Below are 26,152 nucleotides of genomic sequence, written 5' to 3'. Positions count from 1 at the left end.
TAGTACTAATTAATAAGTTTACGATGCTGTCGATATACCTGAAATCATCATTTTAGGATGAATTATAGCGTTAAAGGTTTTGTCGTTAGAAAAATGGGCGGGATTAATTGCGAATAACCCTTTGGTTTCATATGTGTTCCCCTTCTTATCAACAATTTTAATTTTGTCGGGCTTTAATGCTAATAACATATTAGCTTGTTGTCCTACTACTCGATACGGTATTAATCTAACTCTCCCTTCCCATCCTTGAGGAACATGTTTTTGCCCCTGTAAAAAATCATCCAGATGTGAGGCAATATCAACAACATCTTTAGGTAAGGTGTCTGAAACAGCTGTTGCATCAACAATCATAACTGGTGCTTTAGATATAGGGTCGTGTAATGAATTACCACTATCTATAAGCCCACAAACATTCAATGAAATATCTGAGATTTCAATGATTACATCCACTAATTGATCATGTTTGTACGTTTGATATTTAACATTAGAAATTCTTTTTTTTGTAAAATACCAAAGTAGCGGAAAGCAAATAACAACGAAAAGCCATGCAATTGGATCTCCTAATCCAGTTAGATTAGTAATGATGACACCATTCTCTGTTACAAATTGGACTTGCAAGAAATAATGAACACCTACTAGCGCACCACCAATTGCAAAAGTAGCGAAGTAAAATGTTAATAAATTCTCAATAAAAATACGCAATTGACCAAAACCAAATGTGACAAAGATTATGAGCATAGAAAAAAATAGCTTCACAATAGGGTTACTTACAAGCATAGATGTGTGTGGTATTAGCATAAATATTACTATTGAAGATCCCAATAAACTCCCTAAAATCAAGCGGATTTTCTTTACTTTACGCTTCAAAATATAGCTTGTTAGAGACAAAATTAACGCATCAAACAGGAAGTTCAATAACCATATTGCATCTAAATAAATGGTCAAGAGATCCCCACCCCTAAGCTTACTAGCTACTAGTATATAGTACACTCTATTAGGAAGTCTGTCGGTTCATGCCGAGTAAGCTAGACAAATTTTGATAGATACCCTCGTAATTTGTAACATAAACTGGTTAGTGCATACTTATCGTATCTTTGATGTATTTTAACTCACACACCCACACTTAAAGAAGATGGGCTTTCCTGTTCGAGAAACCCGTAAAAAACCATACAAGCGTTTACACCAAAAGCCTTGAAAATAAATTACTTTCATAGAACGTTAACGATGACAAGCACAAGACGAGCGCCAGCGGAGTCCTGACCTGAGAGACAATTGGCTTGTGTTCAAGGAAAAACTAGGTAATATTATCCTTTTAAGGAAAAAGTAAAATTGATTTATTATTGCTTGGGACTAGGCACTCTTCTAGGTTCAGAATTATATAGTTTCCTATACGTCAAAAAAGGCATGTGTAATACACATGCCTTTTGAAGTCATATTGATTTACCCTCTTCTATTACGATTGCGTAAGAAGGTTGGAATATCTAACGTATCTTCTTGAGAGCTTGAACGGTTTATCGGCTCTACAGGTTCTTCTTTACGATAAGCAGGACGTTTATCTGCAGCCTGGCTTGCTTGACGATTACCAGATAACATTGGTCTTGAAGGTTTAGTTGGATCTATTTCAGCTTCCGAGAATCCGGTTGCAATAACTGTTACAACAATTTCATCCTTCAGCGTTTCATTAATTACACTACCAAAAATCATATTTACTTCTTGATCTGCAGCTGATGCTACAATATCAGCTGCCTCTTGTACTTCATACAAGCTCAAATTCGCGCCACCAGTAATGTTCATAAGAACACCTTGAGCGCCTTCTATTGATGTCTCTAATAATGGACTTGATATCGCACGTTTTGCTGCCTCTGCCGCTCGATTTTCACCGGTTGACACACCAATACCCATTAATGCTGAACCTTTATTTGACATAATCGTTTTAACATCAGCAAAATCAAGGTTGATTAAGCCTGGCACAGCAATTAAATCTGAGATACCTTGTACACCTTGACGTAATACGTTATCAGCTTCACGGAAAGCTTCTAACATCGGTGTGTTTTTATCTACAATTTCAAGTAGTCTATCATTCGGGATAACAATTAATGTATCAACGGCTTCCTTCATACCTGCAATACCTGTAGCAGCTTGCATAGCACGTTTTCTACCCTCAAATGTAAATGGTCTTGTTACAACTCCAACAGTTAACGCACCTAATTCACGAGCAATTTGCGCAATAACAGGAGCCGCACCAGTACCAGTTCCCCCGCCCATTCCTGCAGTTACAAACACCATATCAGCACCCTTTAGTGCTTCTTCAATTTGTTCTCTGCTCTCTTCAGCAGCTTTTTTTCCTACGTCAGGATTGGCACCGGCACCGAGACCACGTGTCAATTTCGCACCAATCTGCATCTTAGTTTCAGCTTTTGACAAGTTTAAAGCTTGTGCATCTGTATTCACGGCAATAAAGTCAACACCTTGCACACCGTGTTCAATCATACGGTTTACAGCGTTGTTTCCTCCACCACCTACTCCAATTACTTTTATTGTAGCTAACTGATCAATATTTGTATCGAACTCCAACATTAGCAGAATCCCCCTAATAAATTACAAATCTATTATTCAAAGAAATATCCGAAGATTTTTTTTACCTTTTTAGTTAACTTTTCGTCAGGGTTTTGACGTTTTTGTTGCTGCGCTTGCGCTTGTGTCACTTTTTTATTTGGTTTGGATTCATATACATCAGCATTGGATGTTGTTGATCCTATTTGCAATCCTTTTAACTTAGCTGTTTCATAAGCAAATTGAATTAAACCAACAGCCGTTGTATATTGTGGCTCTCGCACACCGATATAATCAGGTTTTGCAACTCTTACATTGTTACGCAAAATAACTTGTGCTAAATCTACATACCCCTGAAGTTCGCTTACACCACCTGTAAAAACATAACCACCGGGTAGCTCTCGAACACCTATCGAACGCAGTTCGTCTTGTATAAGATATAACATTTCCTCTAATCTAGCTTCAATAATTTCAGTAATTTCAAGCTGATTACAATGCTTGACCTGATCACTACCAATTATAGGTACAGTAAAAGTTACATCTTGACTAGCGTCCTCATAAAAGGCATGTCCATGTGTAATCTTTGCTTTTTCCGCTTCTTCAAACGGTGTCCGCAAGACTATAGACAAATCCTTTGTAATGTGATCTCCTCCTACTAACAGAGCCGATGTACCTTTAAGAAAACCATCCTTGAAGTAAGAAACAGTAGTCGAACCACCGCCAATATCTATTAATGCAACTCCTAGATCTCTTTCATCTTTGGATAATGATATTGTACCTGCCGAGAGGGCCTGCAAGCAAATAGTGGATATTTCCAAACCTGCTCGTTCCACACATCGAAGGATGTTATGTAGGAAAGTTCGAGAGGTGGTAATGATGACACCATCCATTTCTAGTCTTACACCTTCCATACCTCTAGGGTCACTAATCTCATCATTACCATCTACAACAAATTGTTTTGGGATAATATCAATGATTTCACGGTCCGGCGGAATTGAAATGAATTGCGCTGCATCTATTACGCGTGCAATATCTTCATCAGTAATTTCGCGTATTTGACGATTTTCACCTGCTACTGCGACAACTCCATGACAGTCTTGAATTTGTATATGGTTTGAGGGAATTCCAACAACAACTTTTTCAATTGCGAACCCCACCATACGCTCCGCTTTTTCAACTGCCTTTTTTATAGAATGAACGGTTTCATCTATATCAACAATCAAACCTTTTTTTAAACCTTTTGACTTAACATTGCCTACACCAATTATGTTAAGAGCACCATTGACCATTTCGCCAACTATGACCTTTACACTGGATGTACCGATGTCAAGACTAACCACTATTTCACTGTTGTTCACTCTATGGCACCTCCCCAATCTTTCATGTATCGTTATTATTATCTATTATAGATTTAGGATGTTGTATATCATCATATTTAAGATAATTCAACAGAAGGCGAATATTTCCTTTAAAAATAGGAAATTTTTCATTATTTTTCTTCTTGTCTATTCCATCTTGTTAACAGCATACGACGAATAACAGCTATATTTTGAAATAAACGAACACCAAATGCAAATACTGCTGCTAAATACAAGTCTACACCAAGATGAACGCCTAGAAAAGCTAAACTTGCAGCAAGAATGATATTAAAGAAAAACCCTGAAACAAAGACTCGATTATCATATATTCCTTGTAAATGAGCACGAATTCCACCAAACAACGTATCAAGAGCAGCTAGAACAGCTATTGATAAGTAATTTGAGTATTCATCTGGTACACGAAAATCGGAAAGTATTCCCAATAACAACCCAATTAATAGACCAACTACTGGTAACCACATTTTATCCATCCTCCTTTTCAGTCTTGATTGCTTTCATAAATCGCAATCGAATGGACTGGTCAGCAGCTGGTAAAGTCAGTTTGTTTATTGGTGTCGATACAATTAATTGAAGATTTTCAATAGCAAAATAGTCTAACGACTTTGATACTTTCATGCGATTATATAAATTCTCAGCATCCTTAGCGATAACTTTTATGTCTATCGGGAGAGTTTGAATTGGATAATTATCAATTTTCGTTACACCATTTACATCTCGTATTGACGTTGTATTGATTAGTCTTTGTCCATCAATAGAAATGTGCTTTGCACCGTATGTGTTAAGCTCATTTATTAATAGGTGTAACAAGCTCGGGTTTATGGTAGGAATAAATGTGCCAGAAGTTATATCTGCAAACAGAGGTTTAACAGTCAATACGAGACCTTCGCCACTAATTTTAGTCTTTCCCGCTGTTGTTTTGACTGTTTCAAGAGAATCCTGTAACGTTGTATGTTTACTTCTGTTTTTTTCCGTTTCATATTTATGGATATTTTCTTCGTAATTTTGAATTTTTTGCAATAATACCCGCTGTTCTTCCATAAGCTTATTCAAATCCTCGCGGAGTTCATAAATGTCACGTGTTTCACGAACAACCGGTTGTTGTGTAGTATGAAATTGTACAGCAATCATAAAACCAATAATGATGGTGATAACTGTAAAAACTAAAGCCTGTCTATTTAACAAAATACCACCTACTTTTTCCTTATCACTCACCATCCGTAATAATTGGATCTAAAAGTATATCATCTTTTTTTTCTATCTTAATTACAATATTATCATTTACTAACTGATCTTTTATACCGCCCGTAATGTTTAAAGCAGGGTATAATACATCCGGATCGCCAATAGCAGAAATAATAAATGGTGCTGGATGTTGTGTTCCATCAACATTTATTACTGGTCCATTGCAATAAATATAAGAAGAATGAGACAACCTTTGTCCATTTATAGCAACAGCTTCCGCACCAGATATAATAAGCTCTGTAATTACTTTAAAAATATGAGCCTCATGAACAATATAATTATTTACATTTGCTTCTGTAGGTATATACGAAGCGTCCTCTAAGGAAACGACAACTCCTGGACCATGAACACTATATTCACCAACATAAAGTCGGTATTTATCAATTTCTTCTACTAAATTAAATAGCACTTGATCTTGTTTACCAATCTCCTCTTCGAGCTTGCGTAACTGTTCCTGTTTTTCAAATACCGCCTGTTTAAGCTCTCTATTTTTTTGCTCCTGATTTATTATCATTGCCAAGTACGTATTTTCTCGTTCCCATTGGTTATCAGTGATCGTTTTAGTTTCCTTATTACCGTTTTTTGTAATTTGATAAGAGTAGGAAATCATAAAACCAAGGACTAAACATACGAATGACAAAATAACATGTTTACCCTTCACTTTCATCATTTACTGCTCCTTCTGTTTCATCAGCCACGTCGGATTGTTCCTGTTGTTCATACTCTTTAAAGAAAGCTCCTACTTCTAGATGAATGATACCTTTTATGTTCGGATCAAGCTCAGCAACTATTGCTGGATACGAAGACATTTTCTTTGCAAATTGATGAATCGTCGCACTAATCTCTCGCCCATCATTCATATATAACGTTATAAGCGACAAGTCCGTTTGATCAGGTGTGTAATGCACTTCAGAAATTGCGTTCCGAATCGCCTCAGGTAGTAGCTCAAGCTCAGTCGAAAACTCTTGAATAATATCCGCTTCCTTCCACCCCACCAAGATCGGCGCATCCATAGGAGGGAGTGTTACGTTTTTTTCATCAAGGACTTGTCCATTTTCAAGGATCGGTAAATATACTCCAGCTGAGTCTGTTAAGTAGGCTATACGGTTAAACTCTGTGACTTTAATTATAATTTCATTTGGAAACTTTTTAACAACCGCAGCATTCTTTATCTGTACATGCATCTTTACTTTGTTTACTATCTTTTGTTTATTAACTGCCCAAAAATTTGTTTGTTCGGATATTGCAGACAGTTCTCTTATGGTATCTTCGCCAACATGTGTATTACCCGTTATGGTGATAACTTTCACCTTACTGTATGGTGATTGCAAGTACACAATAGAAATTATGACTATAAACAAAAGTAACACATATGTAATCAATGCACGATTAGCACGCTTTTTTTTCTCATGCTTTAATTTTGGTACGCGCTCTTCTAATGAGATAACTTTTTTTGTTGGCAAACAATCCACCCCTGTAATTTCACCAAACTATCCTCATTTAAATTTGTTAAAAAATATCCATATTTTTATTTGTAAATAATTATATTATCAAAACAAACGGCATAACATGTTATGCCGTCTGTCCATAATCATTTTCTATATTATATCACAAAATATTTTCAACTGGGATACAGAAGTTACACTACTTTCGTCCTATTATTTCAACCTCAGTATGCATTTTAACTTCATATAAATCAAATATTGTATGTTGAACGTGCTCAATTAAATCTAATACGTCCTGTGCTTTCGCATCACCTACGTTCACAATAAAATTGGCATGCATTTCAGAGATTTGAGCACCACCAATTTGATACCCTTTCAAACCAGCTACTTCAATAAGCTTTCCTGCATAATTAGGAAGAGGATTGCGAAAAATACTACCAGCACAAGGATAATTCCACGGTTGAGTATCCCTACGATAATCCTTATTTTTCAACATTTCCTTAACGATTTCATCCTTGTCTCCCTTCAGCAGTTCAAATACAGCTTCAATACAAATCCCAGGACGTTCCTTTTGCAGTATACTAGTACGATATGAAAATTGCATCTCTTCCGAAGTTAACCACTCCATCGTACCATCATTAAACAATATATGTGCTTTTTTCAATACTTTGGATATATCACTGCCATGTGCACCTGCGTTCATATAAACAGCACCACCTACAGAACCAGGAATACCACTTGCAAATTGTAATCCCGATAAACCTTGCTTACTTACAAGCATCGCAAGCTTAATAAGCGGATATCCTCCACCAACTAGCACCTCATTATCCTTAATATCGATAGTGTCTAATCCTTCTCCAAGCTTTATTACAACACCGTCAATCCCCTTATCTGATACTAGCAAATTAGAACCTCTACCTATTGCACGCCACATTACATTCTCTTCACGTAAAATATTAATAACCTGTTTTAAACTGTCAACATCTTTTGGAATTACAAATACCTCTGCGGGACCACCAATTTTTATTGTCGTATGATTTTTTAATGGTTCGTTCTCTTTTACTAAGCCAATGTTAGCTTGTTCGAGCCGTTGCTTCAAAGCATTCATAAAAACCTACCTCCTTATGGCAATTAGTATTGTCATTGTGTCTTGTAATAGTGTTATATCGTATGCATTTAAAATGCCTAAGTTGATTTTTTAGATGGCTTAATAATTTCTTAATACAAAAATACAAAAATAGATTATAAAAAATTTAAATTTAGGCTCTGTTAAAGGTGAGTGTTGATTTTTGAATATGTTCATAGTAGCGAAATGCGCGAGACTCCAGCGGGATGTAGTGGCAGGCGTGAGACCCCGCATGCGCAGAGGAGGCTCACGGCCAGCCCGCGGAAAGCGAGCGCAATGTAGCGAAATTCAACAACAAAGTTTAACAGAGCTAAAATTTAAAACATAAGTCTTTGTTTTAGTAAGAGTATATCATTAATCCTGTTCTCATTAAATCTGCTGTTAATTCTGATTATTACAGTATTTTATACTTTATATTCATACTCACATATGTAGGATAAATTATTTTTGAAATTATCTAAATTTTATTTTACGCTCAAATCCAATAATTGTTAATGCCTGTTTTCGAATGTTTGCTTTTTGTACAATTTTTGTGTGAATTTTTTCAAGTACACGTTTCATTTATACAGAAAAATGAAACCCTGCCAAATGAACAGGGTTTCCGTTAATACCAATAGAATATCAAGAGAATATTTAGTATGAGCCGCTCATTTTGCGATTAGTAACGAGCATATCGGCTAATATTTAACAAAACTCCTATAGCCATTAGCATTAATGTCAAAGAAGATCCACCATAGCTTAAGAACGGAAGCGTAATACCTGTCACAGGCATTAACCCTGTAACAACTCCAATATTTATTATAACCTGAATAGCAACCATCGCTATAATTCCGATACCTAAGAAGCTACCATATAAGTCAGGAGCACCTAACGCTATTCTTACACCACGCCATAATAACAGAGCAAAAAGCAATAAAACGAGTGAGCCACCGATGAATCCGAGTTCTTCAGCTAAGATAGCAAAAATGAAATCAGTTTGCGGCTCTGGGAGATAAAAGAACTTTTGTCGACTTTGTCCTAATCCGAGACCAAATAATCCTCCTGGCCCTATTGCATAAAGCGACTGAATAATTTGAAATCCACTTCCTAACGGATCCTCCCATGGGTCTAAAAAGGAGGTAATCCTCTTTATCCGATAAGGTGCAGATAAAATTAAGGCAACAAAACCAGCTACCCCAACAAGGCCTAGACCAACAAAGTGACTTATCCTTGCCCCAGCAACATAAATCATAACAATACACGTTCCCATCATAACTGTACCAGTACCTAAATCAGGCTGAAGCATTATGATTGCAAATGCTGTGAAAGCAAGGCTTAACGATGGTAATAACCCTTGTTTGAAAGATGTAATTTTCTTTTGGTTTTCTGACAGATATTTGGCTAAAAAAGCTATCATAGCAAGTTTCATAAATTCTGATGGTTGAATGGAAAATGCACCTACTCCAATCCAACTCCGAGAACCGTTTCGTTCCATTCCAATACCCGGAATTAAAACGAGTATTAATAGTACAAAACAAATAATGATTAAAAACTTGGCATATGTACGCCATGTCCAATAATCAATATTCATAATAAAAAACATCGCTATAATTCCTATTCCAGCAAATAATAGTTGTCGTTTTGCGAAAAAAAACGAGTCATCAAACTTATAAGTAGCCCATATGGCACTAGCACTATATACCATTATAAGCCCAACCGCTAATAAAACTAGCGTTAAGATAATGAGTAAAAAATCAGGAGATGAACGTTTCGCCGCCATAATAACACCTCTAACGTAAGATCTGGGCTTGATGCGCTATGTAGCATGGAGCTCATTAGGTCCAATGCTTTCTTGTGGCCAAGCCTTTTTATAAAGTGTATGCACGGCTTGTAACAATTAGAATGAATTACACATCCTTAATTATGCCATTTCCTTTTTTAGAGAAAGGACAGCTTTTATAAATCGCTCGCCTCTTTCCTCGAATGTCTTGTACTGGTCCCAACTTGCACAAGCAGGCGATAAAAGTACGGTATCCCCTTCACTAGAGATATCAAAAGCTGTTTTTACTGCTTGTTCCACATTATCGACACGAACGGTTAAATTTATTCCCGCCTTTTTACATGCCTCTTCAATTTTTTCTGCTGTTTGACCAAAAGTGACTGTAACTTTAACATTTTGCAAAAACGGTATAAGTTCATCAAACTCATTGCCGCGATCTAACCCACCCGCGAGCAGAATAACATCCTTTTTAAATGCGGACAAAGCCTTTGATGTTGCTAAAATATTAGTGGCCTTGGAATCATTGTAGAAACGACGCCCTTCAATTTCATCCACAAACTGTAGACGATGTTTAACTGACGAGAAGGTTGATAATACATTACAAATCGCTTTATTATCTACATTTAACAGTTTAGCAACACATATAGCTGCTAGAATGTTTTCAAGATTATGGGTACCAGGTAAAGCAATTTGAGCAATTTCAATAATTTTTTCATCGCGATAATACACAGTATCATCCTTGATATATGCACCATCTTGAACAATTTGCTTAGTTGAAAACGGTACTTTGTTTGCAAGAATATTCGCCGCAATATTTGAAACATCAGAATCATCTGCATTAACTACCGCGAAATCCTCATCCGTTTGATTTAAGAATATATTGCCTTTTGCCTTCATATATTCTTCACGTGTCCCATGATAATCTAGATGAGCATCGAATATGTTAAGAAGCACGGCTATTTTAGGTCTATAATTCGTGATACCCAGTAATTGAAAGGAAGACAGCTCAGTAACAATTACATTATCCTCTCTAGCATGCTGCGCTACTTCACAAGCTACTGTGCCTATATTCCCCGCAATAAGTGGTTGTTTCTCCCCTTGATTTAACATCTCAAAAATTAAAGTAGTTGTTGTTGTTTTACCATTAGACCCTGTTATACCAATAAATGGTGCGTCACTAATTAAATAGGCAAGTTCCACTTCCGTAAAAATTGGTATGTTCTTTTTAACTGCTTTTTGTAAAAAAGGTATACTGTGTGGGATGCCAGGGTTTTTTACAACACAAAAAACATCATCGTCTAACAACGATAATGGATGACCATTCCCAACAACACGTGCTCCTAATTCAGATAACTCTAGGGCGTGTGGGTCTGTTGATATATCCTCTCTGTCATTAACAACAACATGTGCCCCAAGTTTTATTAAAAGCTTAGCAGCTGCTACACCACTCTTTGCTAGCCCTAAAACAATAACTGTTTTATTTTGAAAATTATTTACATTTTTCAATTATAACCACACCTCAATATAGATTGCGAGTATTGCAAACAATAAACCTACGGACCAGAAGGTTACAACGACACGCCACTCCGACCAGCCAATTAACTCGTAATGATGATGTAACGGACTCATTCTAAAAATTCTTTTACCAGTTGTTTTAAATGAAATGACTTGCATAATAACTGAAAGTGTTTCTATAACAAATACGCCACCAATAATAATTAATAAAATCTCTAGCTTTGTTAAAATGGCAACTGTAACAATAGCTCCCCCAAGAGCAAGTGATCCAGTATCGCCCATAAAAACTTTTGCTGGATGAGCATTGAACACTAAAAACCCTAGCACTGCGCCAACTACCGCTAATGAAAAGATGGCAACATCATATTGAGACTGGTTCCAAGCTAGAATAGCATATGCACCAAATGCAATAGCTGCTGTCCCGGCTAACAAACCATCCAAACCGTCAGTAAGATTCACTGCATTCGAGCCACCAACCAACATAAAAATGATTAAAAGCGCGTATGCCCAACCTAGATTTAGTTCGAAATTTGTACCTGGAATCGTAATCTCTGTTGAAAATTGAAACATTTGAAAAACAAAATAAAAAATAAGAGCTATAACAATTTGTCCTATTAACTTTTGTTTAGATGTTAATCCTAAATTCCGCTTCAATACTACTTTTATATAGTCATCTAAAAACCCTAATAAGCCGTATCCTAATGTCACAAATAGTAGCAATGCTATCTCTATTGAGAACAATTCATATATTAATGCTACAATCACTGTTGTGACAATAGCTGCTAGGACAATCATTATCCCACCCATCGTCGGAGTGCCTGATTTTTTTTGATGTGATGCTGGCCCTTCTTCACGTATACTTTGCCCAAACTTAAGTTTTCTAAGAAAAGGTATGAAGAAAGGGGAAGAAATTGTAGTAATCGCAAATGCAACAATGATGGAAATTAAAATCGCTTGTTCGATCATAAGTAATGTCCCCCTCCTTATTTATCAACTTCTTGCCACTTAGCAAGTAACTTATGCCATTTAATTAATTCTTCTTCACTAATATGTTGCGTCTGTAACCAATCATTTACACCGTCGACACACATAGGCTTAGTTTTTTTATCTCCCTCTTTATCAAACCTATTCACATAAGTGTCAAGTAATACATACACACCTTGTAAAACATTGTTAATAAAAAAAACAGGAAAATGGGTAGGTGTATACTTTGGAACTTTTGCACCTATCGGTAGTACAGCTGCAATAGCACCATTTTCGATAGCTTTATTAAGTGGAATCTCATCTTTACTAACAGTGATGTACAAACTTTTTGAAATTTGCTTGTCAGGCGAAAACATATATGCCTCAATAGTGACATCGTCATTATAAACACCACAACATTGACGGGCTACCTGTTGTACATCTGCAAATGAAAATCTCACATTAATTTCTCCTTAATGGCATTCTTTGCAACTTCACGGTCATCGAATGGCAAAGTTTTGTCGCCAATAATTTGGTATGTTTCGTGACCTTTTCCTGCAATTAATATAATATCTCCTTGCTCGGCATTTACAATGGCATGTTCAATTGCTTTCTTCCGATCAACAATCGAGATAAACGCTTCTCCTTTTACGCCAGCCTCCATGTCTGCCAGGATAGCCGAAGGGTCTTCAGTACGAGGATTATCAGACGTAAAGATAGCTATGTCACTGTACTCACTTGCTAGTTTTGCCATAATTGGGCGTTTCATCTTATCTCTATCCCCACCACACCCCACTACAGTTATAATTTTTTTTGTTGAAAACTGTTGTATAGTTTTCAACACATTTTCTAGGCTGTCTGGAGTGTGACAATAATCAACTATAACAGAAAAGTCTTGTCCCGCATCAACAGCTTCAAATCGCCCAGGTACCCCTGTAAACGATTGTATGCTCTCAACAATAGTTTTTAGTGAAATACCTGAAACTAAGCAAGCACCTACTGCTGCCATCACATTATAAATACTGAATTGTCCCATTAGCCTCATCGATACATCTGTTGTACCAAACGGCGTCTTAAGTTTAAACTCAGTGCCAGTAGCTGTAGTGTTTATATCGAATGCCATAATATCACAATCATTGTGAATCCCGTAAGTATATACATGGGCACAGGTACTTCGGGTATATTGAGCTGTTGCTTCATCATCACCATTTAATACTGCGAACTTTGGTTTATCAACTGAAAAAGTATTTCCCAATTGCGCAAACAGAAGGCCTTTCGCTCGCCTGTATTCATCCATTGTCTGATGATAGTCAAGGTGGTCCTGCGTTAAATTTGTAAACACAGCTACGTTAAAATCAACTCCATGAACTCTACCAAGGTCCAAAGCGTGAGAGGATACCTCCATCGTTACAATATCAGTATTTGTTTCTACCATATCATAAAATGCTTTTTGTAATGTTAAGGATTCTGGTGTAGTATTTACTACATCATATGCAAGGTTGTTGATTTTCATATACATTGTTCCAATTAATCCTGTTTTTTTATTAGCCTTTTGACAAATATAGTCTATTATATGAGTAGTTGTTGTTTTACCATTCGTCCCGGTTACCCCCACCACATGAAGCTTGTGTGACGGTTGACCAAAAAAAACATCTGCTATTATAGCGAGCGCACGTCTAGAATCTTTAACCATAATGACTGGTACAGAAACATCAACAGGAGCTTCAGCCAAAATAGCAACTGCACCTTTTGAAACAGCATCTGTTGCAAACTTATGCCCGTCAAAGCGATGACCTTTAATACACACAAATAAATTGCCACTTTCTACACTTCTATTATCCATAGATATACCTGTAATCATTGGATTACTATCATTTGATACCTCAATATTATGATGCAGAGCAGAAAGTAGTTCCCTTAAATACATATAACCCAATCCTTCCAAAAAATAATACAGCTTTAACGTTACTATTCTATCGCTATAAATTCAATCACACAATATACCTATTAAAAACATAACAATTATTTTTTCAGAATATCACTGGCTCTTTTTTTCTGATTCATTCTTATCACCAACAAACACCCGTACTACTGATCCTTCTTCAACCTTCACTCCAGGAGCTGGAGCTTGATGTATCACCGTTTTACCCTCTCCAGATATATCTAGTTGCAAGGTGAATAACTGTTGTCGTATTTCATTGATGGACATGTTAATTAAGTTTGGTACTTCAACAAGTTTTTGATCGGGCCACATATACTCTTTTTCAATCTGCTCTTTCCTCGGTTCAACTTTTAATGCACGTAAGCTGTCTTCTAAAATATTCCCTACTATCGGTGCTGCGACGACCCCACCAAACTGTACAGTTTTTTTCGGGTTATCTATAGCAACATACACAACTATTTGTGGATCATCTGCTGGAGCAAAGCCAATAAATGACACAATATGGTTATTTTCAAGGTAACGGCCATTAACAGCTTTTTGCGCTGTACCTGTTTTCCCACCTACGCGATACCCTTCCACATAAGCATTCCTTCCTGTCCCTTGTGCAACAACACTCTCAAGAGCATATCGAATTTGCTCAGATGTATCTTCAGAAATTACTTGCCGTTTTACTTGAGGAGTGTTTCTACTTACGACAGCACCAGTTTTTGGGTCAATCCACTCCTTCGCTATATAAGGAGTATATAAATAACCTCCGTTAATAGCCGCAGCGACAGCCGCTACTTGCTGTATAGGCGTAACCGAAACCCCTTGCCCAAACGCAGTCGTAGCTAGTTCAACAGGTCCAATACGATCTGGTGAAAATAATATTCCTTTAGCTTCACCTTGTAAATCAATACCTGTTTTTTCTCCGAAACCAAACTTTCTTATATATTCAAAAAGCGCCTCCTCGCCAACTCGTTGGCCTAACTCAACGAAACCAGGGTTACATGAATTTTGAACAACTTCTAAAAAGGTTTGATCACCATGCCCCCCGCGCTTCCAGCAGTGTAGCGTAGCCCCCGCAACCTTTACAGCTCCAGAATCATGAAAATGCTCTTTCTCAAGATTTACTTTTCCTTCTTCAAGCGCAGCTGCTAAAGTAATAATTTTGAAAGTAGAACCTGGTTCGTAAGTACTCCATATAGGCAGGTTTCTATTATAAACTTCTTGTGGAACGTTTTGGAAATCAGTTGGATCAAAGCCAGGCCTTGATGACATTGCCAATATCTCACCGTTATTTGGATTCATTGCAATGGCAATCATACCATCGGGATTGAATGTGGCTTCAGCAATATCAAGCTCACGCTCAATGATAGTTTGAACATTAGAATCAATAGTGAGCTTTAAATCTAAACCATCAATAGGCGGTTTATATTCATCAGCCATATCGTTCATCCGCTTCCCTTTTGCATCAGAAAAAAACTGTACATAGCCTTTCTCACCACGTAATTGCTTATCATAGTATAGCTCTAATCCCATAAGCCCTTGATTATCAATACCAGCAAAACCAAGAACATGAGATAAATAATTACCGAAAGGATAATACCTCTTCACATCTTGAGCAATATACACACCATCTAAACCTAAAGCGCGAATTTCCTCTGCTTTATTTAATGATAGTTTAATGCCCTCAGGTCTTATATACACACTCGATGCTCGCTTTGTAATTATTTTGTATACTTCTTCAACAGACATATTTAATGCTGCAGCAAGTTGCTGTGCTGTCTTTTGTGGGTTTATCACTTGTCGCGGAACAATGAGAACGGATGGAGCACTCATATTAGTTGCCAATGGAATACCATTGACATCAGTAATATCACCACGTTCTGGCTCAAATGGTATATTTCGACTCCATAATTCCTTTGCCCGTTCTGTAAGCATGTTCCCTAATACAAATTGAACATAACCTAATCGAACGTCTATGATACCAAAAATTAAAAAACCAACTAACAATACAATAACTAGTCTTTTTCTAACAGTAACATTGGATACACGCATAATTGAAGAACCCTCCTCACATTAGGCTCGTTCAAATATATGCTTGTACATAAACCATTAGAACAAAGAAAGCATTACAGACTAGATAAGACTTATCTTTTATCACAGACTATTTTTGTTGAGAATGAAAAAGCGAAGCACCTAATTCATAGGTGCTTCACCTTCCTCAAATGTGACATCATTTATTCCAGAATGTATTGTCTCGGGCGGAGCCAAATCTAATATTAAATAATCGCCCTTCTCAAACTCTACACCAGGCATGATATTCTGACTTGTGACGTAGCCGTTGCCAATGATATTAGGTTGTAACTCAGTTATCGCGACAAGTTTCATTACATCACGAAGGGACCAACCATTTAGATCAGGCATGATAAAGCTTGATTCAGTTATGAATAGTACCTTCTCATTAAAGATAACTTTTGAATTCGGTTTTGGCAGTTGTCCTAATACGGTCGTACCCTCACCAATAATCACCGGCTCCATTCCTAACGCAGTTAATTCAGCTTGTGTAGCTTGTACAGACAAATTGCGATAATCTTTTATTTTTATTGAGTTGTCTATTTCTTCAGATTCCTTATTACTGTTTTGTTTTGACGGACGTATATTTAAATACTGTAAGCTATTTTTCATAACTGGCTTAAATATCATTGAAACAGGTAAAGAACCTGGTTCATGAATGGTAATGTTGGGCTTCTTAACTGCTACATATACTATTAATTCTGGGTCATCCACTGGAGCCATTCCTAAAAATGAGAAGATAAAGTTTTGATGCCCTGACAAGTACCCACCTTCAGGGTCTGGTATCTGTGCGGTACCAGTTTTCCCTGCAACTTCATATCCATCAATGACATATGGTTTTCCTGTTCCATGAGGTGCAGTCAGTACTGTACCTAGTATTTTCCGTACTTGGCTAGCAGTGTTACTTGAAATAGGCTCTCCGACAACAGTAGGTTTATTATCTACTAAAATGTCTTTTGTTTCAGGGTCTATAATTCTATTAATCACATAAGGCTTCATCATTTGACCGTTATTAGCAATTGCTGTAGCAGCCTGTATTTGCTGTATTGGCGTAATTGCGGTACCTTGGCCAAATGCTGTTGATACCTTATCAAGTTCATATTTAAAGTTGACAATTGGTTCAGATTCACCAGGTACATCTATATTTGTTTTGCGATCTAAGCCGAACCGCGTTAAATACTCTCTCAAAACATCTAACCCTAGCTTTTCTTTAGCTATTATAGAAAAAGCAACATTGGATGATCTTTGGAAACCCTCTTCAAAGGTAATTTTTCCCCAGCCAAGCTTATTGTGATCTCTGATAATATCTGTACCAACAGCATATGAACCTGACTGAAATATTTCCGTAGGATTATATACTCCTTCTTCAATTGCTGCGGCTAATGTAAACATTTTCATAGTAGAACCTGGTTCAAATCGATAAAACACAGCATCGTTATTCCAATTTTCCGAGATTCCAGCTCGTGTGTTCAAGTCAAAGGAAGGTCTTGTACCCATTGCTAATATTTCACCTGTTTTGGCGTTAGCGACGATACCAATTATCTTTTCAGGTGCAAATTTTTCTTGAACATTGTTCATCGAGTCTTCTAGGAATGTTTGGATTTTTTCATCCAGTGTTAACTCAACTGTTTGACCATTTTTCGGCGGTGTAATCGATGGCTTAATATTTGGTAAAGGCAGACCGCTTTTGTCACTTTTGTAGACTACTTTACCATCCTGTTCCTCCAAATAATCATTTAAACTGGCTTCTAAACCAAGAACACCCTTTGTTATAACTTCTTTTTTATTCGAGTCATCCTGTTCTACTACCTTTTTCTCAGCATAACCAACTACATGCGATGCAAAAACTCCGTGAGGATAAAAGCGTTTAGTATCACGTATAAACGTGATGCCTGGCAAAGCAAGAGCGTCTATCTCATTTTTTAGTGTATGACTTATGTCACGTCCGTTTTTGCCAAACTCTACTTGATACCTGTCCTTTGTTAAATTAGAGTATACCTCATTGACACTCATTTGTAATAAAGGCGCAAGTAATTCTGCTGTTTTTTGTGGATTTTCAACATGAGACGGCGCATCTTTGTTAAGAATCGCTACTAGTGTGTAGGATGAAGTATCCTCTGCAATTACACTTTTATTTCGGTCAATAATAGTACCGCGGTTAGCTTCAACAGTTCTCTCTTTTGTGTAAAACTTAAGAGCCTGATCAGCTAAAATATTACCATCTACTTCACCTGAGGCTTGTATCGTTAAAAAGCGTCCAAATAACAACAAAAAGAGCAGAGTAAATAACAAACTAATTAACGCTGCTCCTCTGTTTATATTTTTATTTTTGTAATACATATTAGTTCTCAACAACCTTAACATTATTCTCGTTTAACGAAAGACCCATTTCTGCTGCAATTGTCCAGATTCGTTCATAAGTACTTAATTCACTCACTTGTACTGATAAATCATCGTTATATTTTTGTTTATTATGAATGGATTGCTGTAGATTGTGTATCTCCGTATTTACATTATATATGTAAGCCCAGTTTGAAACAATCTTAACTGAAAAAAGGAATACAAAACTAATTAATACAAAACACATTAGTTTTTCGGCTGCTGAATACTTAATTTTCTTAACACGTACTCGCTTTTTCTTTGGCTGTGGCGTTATTGTTGGTTGTTTAGGTTGTTGTTCTTGATAATACCGTCTGGCTAAGTTACTCAAGTGTTAGCTCCTCCCCCGCAAAAATTAATTTTTCTCAGCTACTCGTAGCTTAGCAGAACGAGCACGATTATTTTCTGTTACCTCTGCCTCACTAGGTAAAATTGGCTTTCTTGTTATTAGCTTTAATTTAGGTTTATATTCTTCCGGAATAACCGGTAGTCCAGGAGGCAAGGCCGGACCTTCACTAGCCTTTTTAAACGCAACCTTACAAATTCGATCTTCTAAAGAGTGAAACGTGATAACACAAATACGTCCTCCAGGCTTCAATATCGATATAGCTTTCTCGATAGCTTCTTCAAACGCTTGGAGCTCATCATTTACAGCAATGCGAATGGCTTGGAAAACGCGCTTAGCCGGATGACCACCAGTACGTCGTGCTGGTGCTGGAATCGCCTCTTTAATTAACTCAACAAGCTCACCCGTACTTTCAATTGGCTTCTTTGTCCGCTCTGCTTCGATTTTTCGTGCTATTTGCTTTGAGAACTTTTCTTCACCGTACTGAAAGAAAATCCTGACAAGCTTCTCATACGACCATTCATTAACAACTTCATAAGCAGTTAAAGGCGAATCTGTGTCCATTCTCATATCGAGCGGTGCATCATGATGGTAACTAAATCCTCTTTCAGGGGTATCAAGCTGGGGAGAAGAAACTCCTAAATCAAATAATATTCCATCTACAGCAGTAACACCTTGTTCCTCTAGTTTTTCATGTAAATATCTAAAATTACTTTTAATTAATGTAAAAGAATCCCCATATCGCTCAGATAACGCCTTTGATTGCATGATTGCCATCTCGTCTTGGTCGAAGGCATAAAGCTTACCTCCATTTTTCAGATGACGCAGTATCTCACTACTGTGACCACCGCCACCAAAAGTACAATCTACATACACACCATCTTTAACAATATTTAGACCGTCTACAGCTTCATGTAATAATACTGTTGTATGATTAAACATTGATGTCTACACCTCAAATTTCATGCATTGATACTGGTAGTTTACCTCTAAATATCAAAGCCTATCATATTTTCTGCAATCTCTGCGAAAGCATCTTCACTTTCATCAACCACTTGCTGCCATTTAGCTTTATCCCATATTTCAACACGATTTGAAACACCAATAACAACACAATCTTTTTCTAGAGTTGCATATGTTACAAGTGGGCTTGGTAAGTTAACACGACCTTGCTTGTCCAATTCCATTTCAACCGCACCTGAGAAAAAAAACCTCGTAAATGCACGAGCATCCTTTTTTGTTAGCGGTAAGGCTTTAAGCTTTTCTTCAAGTATCTTCCATTCGGGCATAGGGTACACAAATAAACAGCCATCAAGTCCTCTTGTGATGACGAATGTATCACCGAGTGCATCCCTGAATTTCGCTGGTACAATTAAGCGACCTTTCGTATCAATGGAATGGTGATACTCACCCATGAACATGCTTAGCCCCCACTTTCTATATATAATTTACCACATCCCCCCACTTTTCTCCACACTAAATTGCTTTTTATAAAAAGAAAAGCAACTATTGATTTATTATTTATGACAAAGGATTTAACAGTTACGTCCGCTAATTTCAACTAAATACTATAGAACTATAACTAAAGTCCAGCTACTGTATTAGTTATAACTTTCGAGCAATTAAGCAAGACGTATACTTCATGAAAATACATCACGTCACATTTGAGGCTAAGTGCGTTGACGTCTCAAACCTTCGCATCCCGCAAAAAGTGTATGGACTGTTCGGCAAAAAGTACGACGTCCTGTCACTTTGTTGACACTCACCCTTTCCTGGATATCTGTTGGTAATTTCCTCATGAAGTTAAGCACAAAACATCAAGATTCGATGTTGACTTATTATAAGGAGGGAAAATCATCACTAGCTGCGAAAAGCAACATGTTAAAAATCATGCTTCTCGCAATTTATTCAAGGAATGATATTAATGGAAGACTCGGTCTGGGGGGTAAACACTAATCTAGGTTTAGAGTTTTCCTGAATACAAAAAAGACCTCCCAATTTAATGGAAAGCCTTTACTCGTTAAAGTTTAATTATTTTATGTGTTGCTTCAAATGAGAACGGTAACTGTGCTAACTGTTTCACAAAATCTCGACCATATAGATTTAAGAAATAATATACATTCCAACTCCGTTCTTGGAAAGCGTTATTTGGTTTCAGAAATGCCTCGATTCTTTTAAGTTTCAAGAATACAGTTTCATGTTGTCGCATTATAGATTTGTCAACAGATTTCTCTAAAAAATCTAATTGTGTCTGTATGAATGCACTGTTTTTCAATACAACTTGCTGCAACCCTCGGTCAACATCTAACGCGGCCTCACGCAATCTAGAATGTATTGCTTCAATTTCACGTCTCGCATTACTTAATTCACTTTGAAACGCAGCATTCTCAGGAGTGTCGAACATGCACTCTTCATACTCATTTACGCCATGCTCTAATATACGTTTTATATCTAGTTCTGTTTCCAACATATCAGTCTCTATAGCACGAGTTAAAATTGTAAGCTGATGTCTAGGGATGATAGGTGGCATTTTAAAATCAAACACTTCGAAAGATTGCTTTAACTCGGCCCAATAAGCAATTTCTCCAGGTCCCCCAACAAACGCTAATACAGGAAAAAGAAACTCTTGCATTAGTGGCCGTGTAACAACATTATTGCTAAGTAATTCAGGGTTATTAATTGCCACTTCCAATAACTCGTCTCTTGTAAAAGAGCACAAATTCTGCTTATCACGATATAGCTGAGAGGCTTCATCCCACTCTAATAATACACGCTCTCCCTTTAACTCATAAAATAAGTGGGCATTGTTTGATTGTTCCCCAATTGTAAGCGAAAAACCCTTATTCAATATGTTTTGCTGTGTATATTGTAACGCCTGCTGAAGGTCATCTATTTGTGTAATAAGTTGGGTAAAAAAGGGTGATTCTAATTTACGGACCTCATAATCACCAGAATCTATAAGCACAAGCCCTTCATCTGAAAACAAACCTTGAACAAGCCTTGCAAAAAAGTCCACATAGGTTATAGATTTGCTTGCTTCTCTCTGTAGCTCATCAAGCAAACTTTTTGTATGAGGGGTTTCTCCAAACGTTTCAAGGAACGACATAATCCATTTATTCAATTCTTGCTTATCTATTTCCATTGAAGAAACCATTTGCTTTTTCACAGGCTTATGTGGAACGGTATTTTTCTTAAGAGCTCCATCGGTATATGTATACACGTGATTAATCTCTTGGAAGTCGTGATCTTCACCAGCAATCCAAAATACAGGCACAACAGGAACTCCTAATTTAACCTCTTGTTCCCTTGCCAGTTGAATTATTGTAATTATCTTATGTATCGTGTAAAGCGGCCCTGTCATTAAGCCGGCCTGTTGTCCACCAACAACGACAACACTCTTATCATCTAACAGCTTCTTGATATTGGCAGTTGTCTTATTGCTAACTTCATACTTTGCATTAAAATTAAGTAAATATTCTACAAGCTGTTCTCTTTTAAAAGAGCGAGATTTTAAATCATTCACACGCTCCTTCAAACAATCCGATAAAAAAGAGACATTATATTGAAAGAAACCACTATCATTTGAATAGCACTCGTGAATAAACTTATTTGAGGAGGATAGCGGAATTTCTATAAATTCCATAATTTGAACGTCCTTTCTAACACAAGAAATCTTTTCACATTCATTTTAGTATAGCATTCATTCCAGAATTTCGAAAAGAAAATGCTTAACTAAGAGTAGTTGTTACACTATTAATAATGCCATAAACAACTAATACAATATAACCGGTAAAAAACAACAAAAAGGTAAAGCGCCAAAAAAAGCGAAGAACTCTCGGTAGTACAATTTCTTCTCTAGTTTTCCAATCAATGAAAATAAACAATAGGAAACTAACGGTAAGTATTAATAATATAAATAGCAAAAATGATTTATCCCAAATCACAATTGTTAAATAATATACAGCCACAATGAATAAAAATGTTGAAAAATCTGTAGCTAACAGAAAAGCACGCTTATTATTTTCTGTTACCCACCTTGCAACCACATAGAATATTAAATGACCTACAAAAGGAATTAGGACTAACACCGTTATAATAGTCGTTAACACAGCAGACATACCTATCTACCCTCCGCTTCTAGAGCTTTAATAACATAATAATAGTTTTTTAAATAAGGTGTTTCCACGCCCAGTTCTATAGCTTTAGTAATAAGTGGCGCAATAATCGCTTCTACTTCTGTTCGTCCATTTTGTTCAATATCACGTAACATTGATGAGCGATTGTCCGCTGTCTTCTCACAGATTATTTTTAGCCTTTGCCAATCATTGTCACGTTTAGCTTCTCTTTCTAACACAATATTAATCTCGTTAAATATATTTTTGGCAATTTCATTAATAAATTTGTTCTGAAAAATTTGTCCGTTCTTTACTCTCAGCGTTGCAGAGATTGGATTAATCACCGCATTTATTACAAGCTTGTCCGTAAGCATGGTCTCCCAGTCACTGTGCGCTTCAATGGGAAAATCATCACTGTTCAAATTATTACAAACATCAATGTGTTTGTTCCCTCGAAAAGATGCAATCTTGATTACACCTTTTCCTCTCTCGGCTACTTCATAATCAGATAATCTATACGCGCCATGCTCAACTACTCCAAGTAATACAGACTCATTTGCTATATTACAAATTTTTCGAACATGACCAATACCATTTTGTAAAAATAGTAAGGTGCTCCGTATTTTTGTTTGTTCTAAATAAACTAGAATTTCGTCTAAGTGATATTCTTTAACAGTAACAATAACAAGATCTGCATTAATTTCACTACCATCTAATTGTTCAGCACTAATTGGAACATGACACACTTTGCCATCAACATGCAATAAGTCTATCCCATATTCACATAATCTCTCAGACTGCTCTTTCCGCTTAGTAAATATCTTAACGTGATGATTTTCAGCTAAGTACGCTGCTGTATGTAATCCTATTGAACCGCCACCAATAATTGCAATATCCATACTATCCCCCATTTCATTCACAGTCACGATCATTCCTTAATAATAACATTGTGACATTTGAACTATTATTCAATCAAGATATATTTGTCTTATATATACAAAATTCACTAATAAGATGTTTCTTATATAATTTTTCGAATTTATTATATATAATGAATAATATAAATAAATATTTTCCGATACCTAAGGGGGAGAATGGATGTTTCAATATACACCGAAAATAGAGCGCTTACAAATAAACTTCAAAACATTAGATGAATTTAAGAAGTTTAAAGAATACGGATTACAAGAATTGTCCATGTTAGAAGACCTTCAAGCTAATATTATCGAAAATGATAGCGATTCACCTTTTTACGGTATATACTTTGGAGACGCATTAGTCGCTCGTATGAGCTTATATAGAATAGATGCTAAATTCGATAAATACTTTGTACCACAACAGGATTATTTAGAGCTATGGAAGCTTGAAGTATTGGCAGACTACCAAAGAAAAGGATACGGGAAGGCTCTCGTAAATTTTGCAAAAGAGCTTGGATTTCCAATTAAAACGAACCCTCGTGTAAAATCACAAGATTTTTGGAGAAAAATGGACTTTATTCCGGTAACATATGATATGCAACGTGACCTAGGAGAAAACCCTTTAATTTGGTTACCATCAAATGTTAAAGAGCGTAATTCTAATTCCTTAATCTAATTAGCAAAGAAGCACAATGGGGCATTTTAATCTAAAGACGGCACTGCACTAGAGCTAGACAATAGTCTAGGTTCAAAACTTTATGTTTGCTTAAACGTTAAAGAAAGGCTTGACAACAATCAACATTCCATGAGCACATTTTGTCCACCAGATTTGAGTAGTTATTTTACCCTTCAAAAGCACTCAATATTGTAAAAGGTTTGCGTCTGCGCTTAATTAAAGACAAAGACTAAAAAAAAGCAGCTAACACTAGTTAGCTGCTTTTTTATTTCATGTTGATTTCACCATTTGACTGGCACGATTTAAAATCGAAAGAATTGAATTGTAGTCTGCTTCTAACTTAGTCAATTTTTCAGTTAGGCTTTTATTTTCTATTTCAACCTTTCTTACATGAGCCTCCATAAATTGCACTTGTTCACGCAATTCGGTATGAGTTTGTTTCATACTTTCCACCTTAGTTTCCTGCTCCTCTAACGTTCGTAAATATTCAATAACCTCTTGCAATGATATACGATTTTTAGCTACTAAAGTCTGTTCTTGTGATACTTTTGGTTCAAATTGCTTTTCTTCTTGGACAACCTGCTTTTTACTTTCTTTTCTTTGTTTCTTCGCTAATTCAATGCCTGACTTATATTGTTTACGTACATACGAATTCCACCTAAAGCCGCACGCAGCCGCTGTTCGAGATAGCTTTTTCCCTACCTCCTCAAAAGCCATCAGCTGCGTTCCACCTTCACGAATATGACGTAACACGACTTCAGCGAGCAACAAATCCTCATCTTCACTCCATGCATCTTGTCGAGTTGTCATCCATTCCATCCCTCCTTGTACAATGAATTAAAGAGTCTTGCGTCTTTACATCATATGCACATAGTAGAAAAGATAGAATCATAGCTATTCTATTAGCGACCCATTCAACTTTGTTTTTTATTCAGAAATAACTGGACAGCCTCATGATGTGCCGGTGCCTCCCAAAGCTTAGCACACATCCTAATCTCCTCCTCCATTCTATCCCATAACTTTATTTGCTCCCACTTCCGGGTAACCACTTGTTTATATGCTTGTATAACATTTGCATGTTGTTCAACTAAAGGTTTCAAAAACTTCTGTAATTCATCTTCTATGTACTCTTTGTCCATTACTTGTTCAACAAAACCCAATTGTTGAGCCTCTATACTAGACAACACTTTCGATGAAGTTAGTAAATAAAGTGCTTTTTCATAAGGAAGCTTTTCCATTAACATTGTTGCAGCGCCCCAACCGGTTGTAATTGCTAATCTTCCTTGAATGAAACCAATTTTACTAGTACTAGTTGCGAATCTATAATCACAGGCTGTCGCTAGTTCACAGCCTCCTCCTAATGCAGTTCCATTTAACAGAGCAATTGTGGGTTTAGGCAATAACAATAGTTTATATAAAATTCTACCCATTCTTAAAAGCATATCATAGGCTTGTGATTCGGTAATTAAATTATGAAATATTGATAAATCTCCACCTGAACAGAATGCCTCCTCGCCGGTACCAGTTAAAACAACAGCTTTTATCTGATCATTTGTCTCAGCATCCTTAATGGTTGCTTCTAACGCCTCCATAACTTCATAATTAATCGCATTGCGCTTTTCACGGCGATTTATGGTAAACCATAAAACCCCTTGGGAATCAATGCTTGAGATGGTTGACATCTCATCGCCTCCTTATTATCTGATATAGAGTCACAAGCCATTGTCCATTGTTGTT

The 26,152-nt window shown here is 36.6% G+C and carries 23 protein-coding genes and 1 pseudogene; 1 reads left to right on the top strand and 23 read right to left on the bottom strand.

The genetic code is table 11. The features are described from left to right. Positions 1 to 18: 18 nt before the first annotated feature. The 21 genes from spoIIGA to EJF36_RS08625 form a co-directional block, all read right to left on the bottom strand. Positions 19 to 945: a sigma-E processing peptidase SpoIIGA gene (gene spoIIGA / locus EJF36_RS08725; RefSeq protein ID WP_125905949.1), complete on the bottom strand. Its 927-nt coding sequence runs from the start codon at positions 943 to 945 to the stop codon at positions 19 to 21. A gap of 495 nt (positions 946 to 1,440) precedes the next feature. Continuing rightward, positions 1,441 to 2,577 carry a cell division protein FtsZ gene (ftsZ, locus tag EJF36_RS08720; protein WP_125905948.1) on the bottom strand — a complete coding sequence of 379 codons (1,137 nt, stop codon included), beginning with the start codon at positions 2,575 to 2,577 and terminating at the stop codon, positions 1,441 to 1,443. Between the two features lie 32 nt (positions 2,578 to 2,609). After that, positions 2,610 to 3,911, bottom strand: coding sequence for a cell division protein FtsA (gene ftsA, locus EJF36_RS08715; protein ID WP_125905947.1), 1,302 nt, complete (start codon positions 3,909 to 3,911; stop codon positions 2,610 to 2,612). A 131-nt stretch (positions 3,912 to 4,042) separates the two neighbouring features. Next, positions 4,043 to 4,393 carry a small basic family protein gene (locus EJF36_RS08710; RefSeq protein WP_125905946.1) on the bottom strand — a complete coding sequence of 117 codons (351 nt, stop codon included), beginning with the start codon at positions 4,391 to 4,393 and terminating at the stop codon, positions 4,043 to 4,045. A 1-nt stretch (position 4,394) separates the two neighbouring features. Next, positions 4,395 to 5,114 (bottom strand): DUF881 domain-containing protein, encoded by a 720-nt coding sequence (locus tag EJF36_RS08705; protein WP_185806865.1) that lies wholly within the window; start codon positions 5,112 to 5,114, stop codon positions 4,395 to 4,397. A 22-nt stretch (positions 5,115 to 5,136) separates the two neighbouring features. Further along, positions 5,137 to 5,844, bottom strand: coding sequence for a DUF881 domain-containing protein (locus EJF36_RS08700; protein WP_312028258.1), 708 nt, complete (start codon positions 5,842 to 5,844; stop codon positions 5,137 to 5,139). Beyond that, positions 5,825 to 6,637 carry a cell division protein FtsQ/DivIB gene (locus EJF36_RS08695; protein WP_125905944.1) on the bottom strand — a complete coding sequence of 271 codons (813 nt, stop codon included), beginning with the start codon at positions 6,635 to 6,637 and terminating at the stop codon, positions 5,825 to 5,827. Before EJF36_RS08695 ends, EJF36_RS08700 begins: the two co-directional genes overlap by 20 nt. Before the next feature lie 181 nt (positions 6,638 to 6,818). Continuing rightward, positions 6,819 to 7,727: a UDP-N-acetylmuramate dehydrogenase gene (gene murB, locus EJF36_RS08690; RefSeq protein WP_125905943.1), complete on the bottom strand. Its 909-nt coding sequence runs from the start codon at positions 7,725 to 7,727 to the stop codon at positions 6,819 to 6,821. 676 nt (positions 7,728 to 8,403) lie between these two features. Further along, positions 8,404 to 9,504 (bottom strand): stage V sporulation protein E, encoded by a 1,101-nt coding sequence (gene spoVE / locus EJF36_RS08685; RefSeq protein ID WP_125905942.1) that lies wholly within the window; start codon positions 9,502 to 9,504, stop codon positions 8,404 to 8,406. A 141-nt stretch (positions 9,505 to 9,645) separates the two neighbouring features. Next, positions 9,646 to 11,010, bottom strand: a complete 1,365-nt coding sequence (murD, locus tag EJF36_RS08680) for a UDP-N-acetylmuramoyl-L-alanine--D-glutamate ligase (protein ID WP_125905941.1) — start codon at positions 11,008 to 11,010, stop codon at positions 9,646 to 9,648. Then, on the bottom strand, positions 11,011 to 11,985 hold the full coding sequence (gene mraY / locus EJF36_RS08675; RefSeq protein WP_125905940.1) for a phospho-N-acetylmuramoyl-pentapeptide-transferase: 975 nt from the start codon (positions 11,983 to 11,985) through the stop codon (positions 11,011 to 11,013). Between the two features lie 17 nt (positions 11,986 to 12,002). After that, positions 12,003 to 12,443 carry a hypothetical protein gene (locus EJF36_RS08670; protein WP_125905939.1) on the bottom strand — a complete coding sequence of 147 codons (441 nt, stop codon included), beginning with the start codon at positions 12,441 to 12,443 and terminating at the stop codon, positions 12,003 to 12,005. Beyond that, entirely contained in the window at positions 12,440 to 13,909 is a 1,470-nt protein-coding gene (locus EJF36_RS08665) for a UDP-N-acetylmuramoyl-L-alanyl-D-glutamate--2,6-diaminopimelate ligase (RefSeq protein WP_125905938.1), read from the bottom strand. Before EJF36_RS08665 ends, EJF36_RS08670 begins: the two co-directional genes overlap by 4 nt. A 111-nt stretch (positions 13,910 to 14,020) precedes the next feature. Further along, complete coding sequence (locus tag EJF36_RS08660) at positions 14,021 to 15,964, bottom strand: stage V sporulation protein D (RefSeq protein ID WP_125905937.1); 1,944 nt, start codon at positions 15,962 to 15,964, stop codon at positions 14,021 to 14,023. Positions 15,965 to 16,105: 141 nt separating this feature from the next. Continuing rightward, entirely contained in the window at positions 16,106 to 18,322 is a 2,217-nt protein-coding gene (locus EJF36_RS08655) for a penicillin-binding protein (RefSeq protein WP_125905936.1), read from the bottom strand. Position 18,323: 1 nt separating this feature from the next. Continuing rightward, positions 18,324 to 18,692 carry a cell division protein FtsL gene (gene ftsL, locus EJF36_RS08650; RefSeq protein ID WP_125905935.1) on the bottom strand — a complete coding sequence of 123 codons (369 nt, stop codon included), beginning with the start codon at positions 18,690 to 18,692 and terminating at the stop codon, positions 18,324 to 18,326. Positions 18,693 to 18,716: 24 nt separating this feature from the next. Continuing rightward, positions 18,717 to 19,649: a 16S rRNA (cytosine(1402)-N(4))-methyltransferase RsmH gene (rsmH, locus tag EJF36_RS08645; protein WP_125905934.1), complete on the bottom strand. Its 933-nt coding sequence runs from the start codon at positions 19,647 to 19,649 to the stop codon at positions 18,717 to 18,719. A gap of 47 nt (positions 19,650 to 19,696) precedes the next feature. Next, a complete protein-coding gene (mraZ, locus tag EJF36_RS08640; RefSeq protein WP_125905933.1) occupies positions 19,697 to 20,128 on the bottom strand; it encodes a division/cell wall cluster transcriptional repressor MraZ in 432 nt (143 codons plus the stop codon). 599 nt (positions 20,129 to 20,727) lie between these two features. After that, positions 20,728 to 22,350 (bottom strand): bacillithiol biosynthesis cysteine-adding enzyme BshC, encoded by a 1,623-nt coding sequence (gene bshC, locus EJF36_RS08635; protein WP_125905932.1) that lies wholly within the window; start codon positions 22,348 to 22,350, stop codon positions 20,728 to 20,730. A gap of 85 nt (positions 22,351 to 22,435) precedes the next feature. Then, complete coding sequence (locus tag EJF36_RS08630) at positions 22,436 to 22,825, bottom strand: DUF3397 domain-containing protein (RefSeq protein WP_125905931.1); 390 nt, start codon at positions 22,823 to 22,825, stop codon at positions 22,436 to 22,438. 2 nt (positions 22,826 to 22,827) lie between these two features. Further along, positions 22,828 to 23,721, bottom strand: coding sequence for a 2-dehydropantoate 2-reductase (locus EJF36_RS08625; protein WP_185806864.1), 894 nt, complete (start codon positions 23,719 to 23,721; stop codon positions 22,828 to 22,830). 199 nt (positions 23,722 to 23,920) lie between these two features. On the opposite strand from EJF36_RS08625, the gene EJF36_RS08620 reads away from it, so the two are divergent. Beyond that, the gene (locus tag EJF36_RS08620; protein WP_125905929.1) at positions 23,921 to 24,415 is read left to right on the top strand and encodes an N-acetyltransferase; all 495 of its coding nucleotides are present in this window, start codon (positions 23,921 to 23,923) and stop codon (positions 24,413 to 24,415) included. Positions 24,416 to 24,993: 578 nt separating this feature from the next. On the opposite strand, the pseudogene EJF36_RS22175 reads toward EJF36_RS08620, so the two are convergent. Both EJF36_RS22175 and EJF36_RS08610 read right to left on the bottom strand, forming a co-directional pair. Then, positions 24,994 to 25,225 (bottom strand): annotated as a pseudogene (locus EJF36_RS22175) (RsfA family transcriptional regulator); the annotation flags it as partial. Between the two features lie 104 nt (positions 25,226 to 25,329). Next, the gene (locus tag EJF36_RS08610; protein WP_125905927.1) at positions 25,330 to 26,097 is read right to left on the bottom strand and encodes an enoyl-CoA hydratase/isomerase family protein; all 768 of its coding nucleotides are present in this window, start codon (positions 26,095 to 26,097) and stop codon (positions 25,330 to 25,332) included. Positions 26,098 to 26,152 lie beyond the last annotated feature (55 nt).

This window comes from Bacillus sp. HMF5848 (genome assembly GCF_003944835.1).
Lineage (GTDB): Bacteria > Bacillota > Bacilli > Bacillales > HMF5848 > HMF5848.
This window is presented reverse-complemented; position numbering and strand designations above follow the sequence as displayed.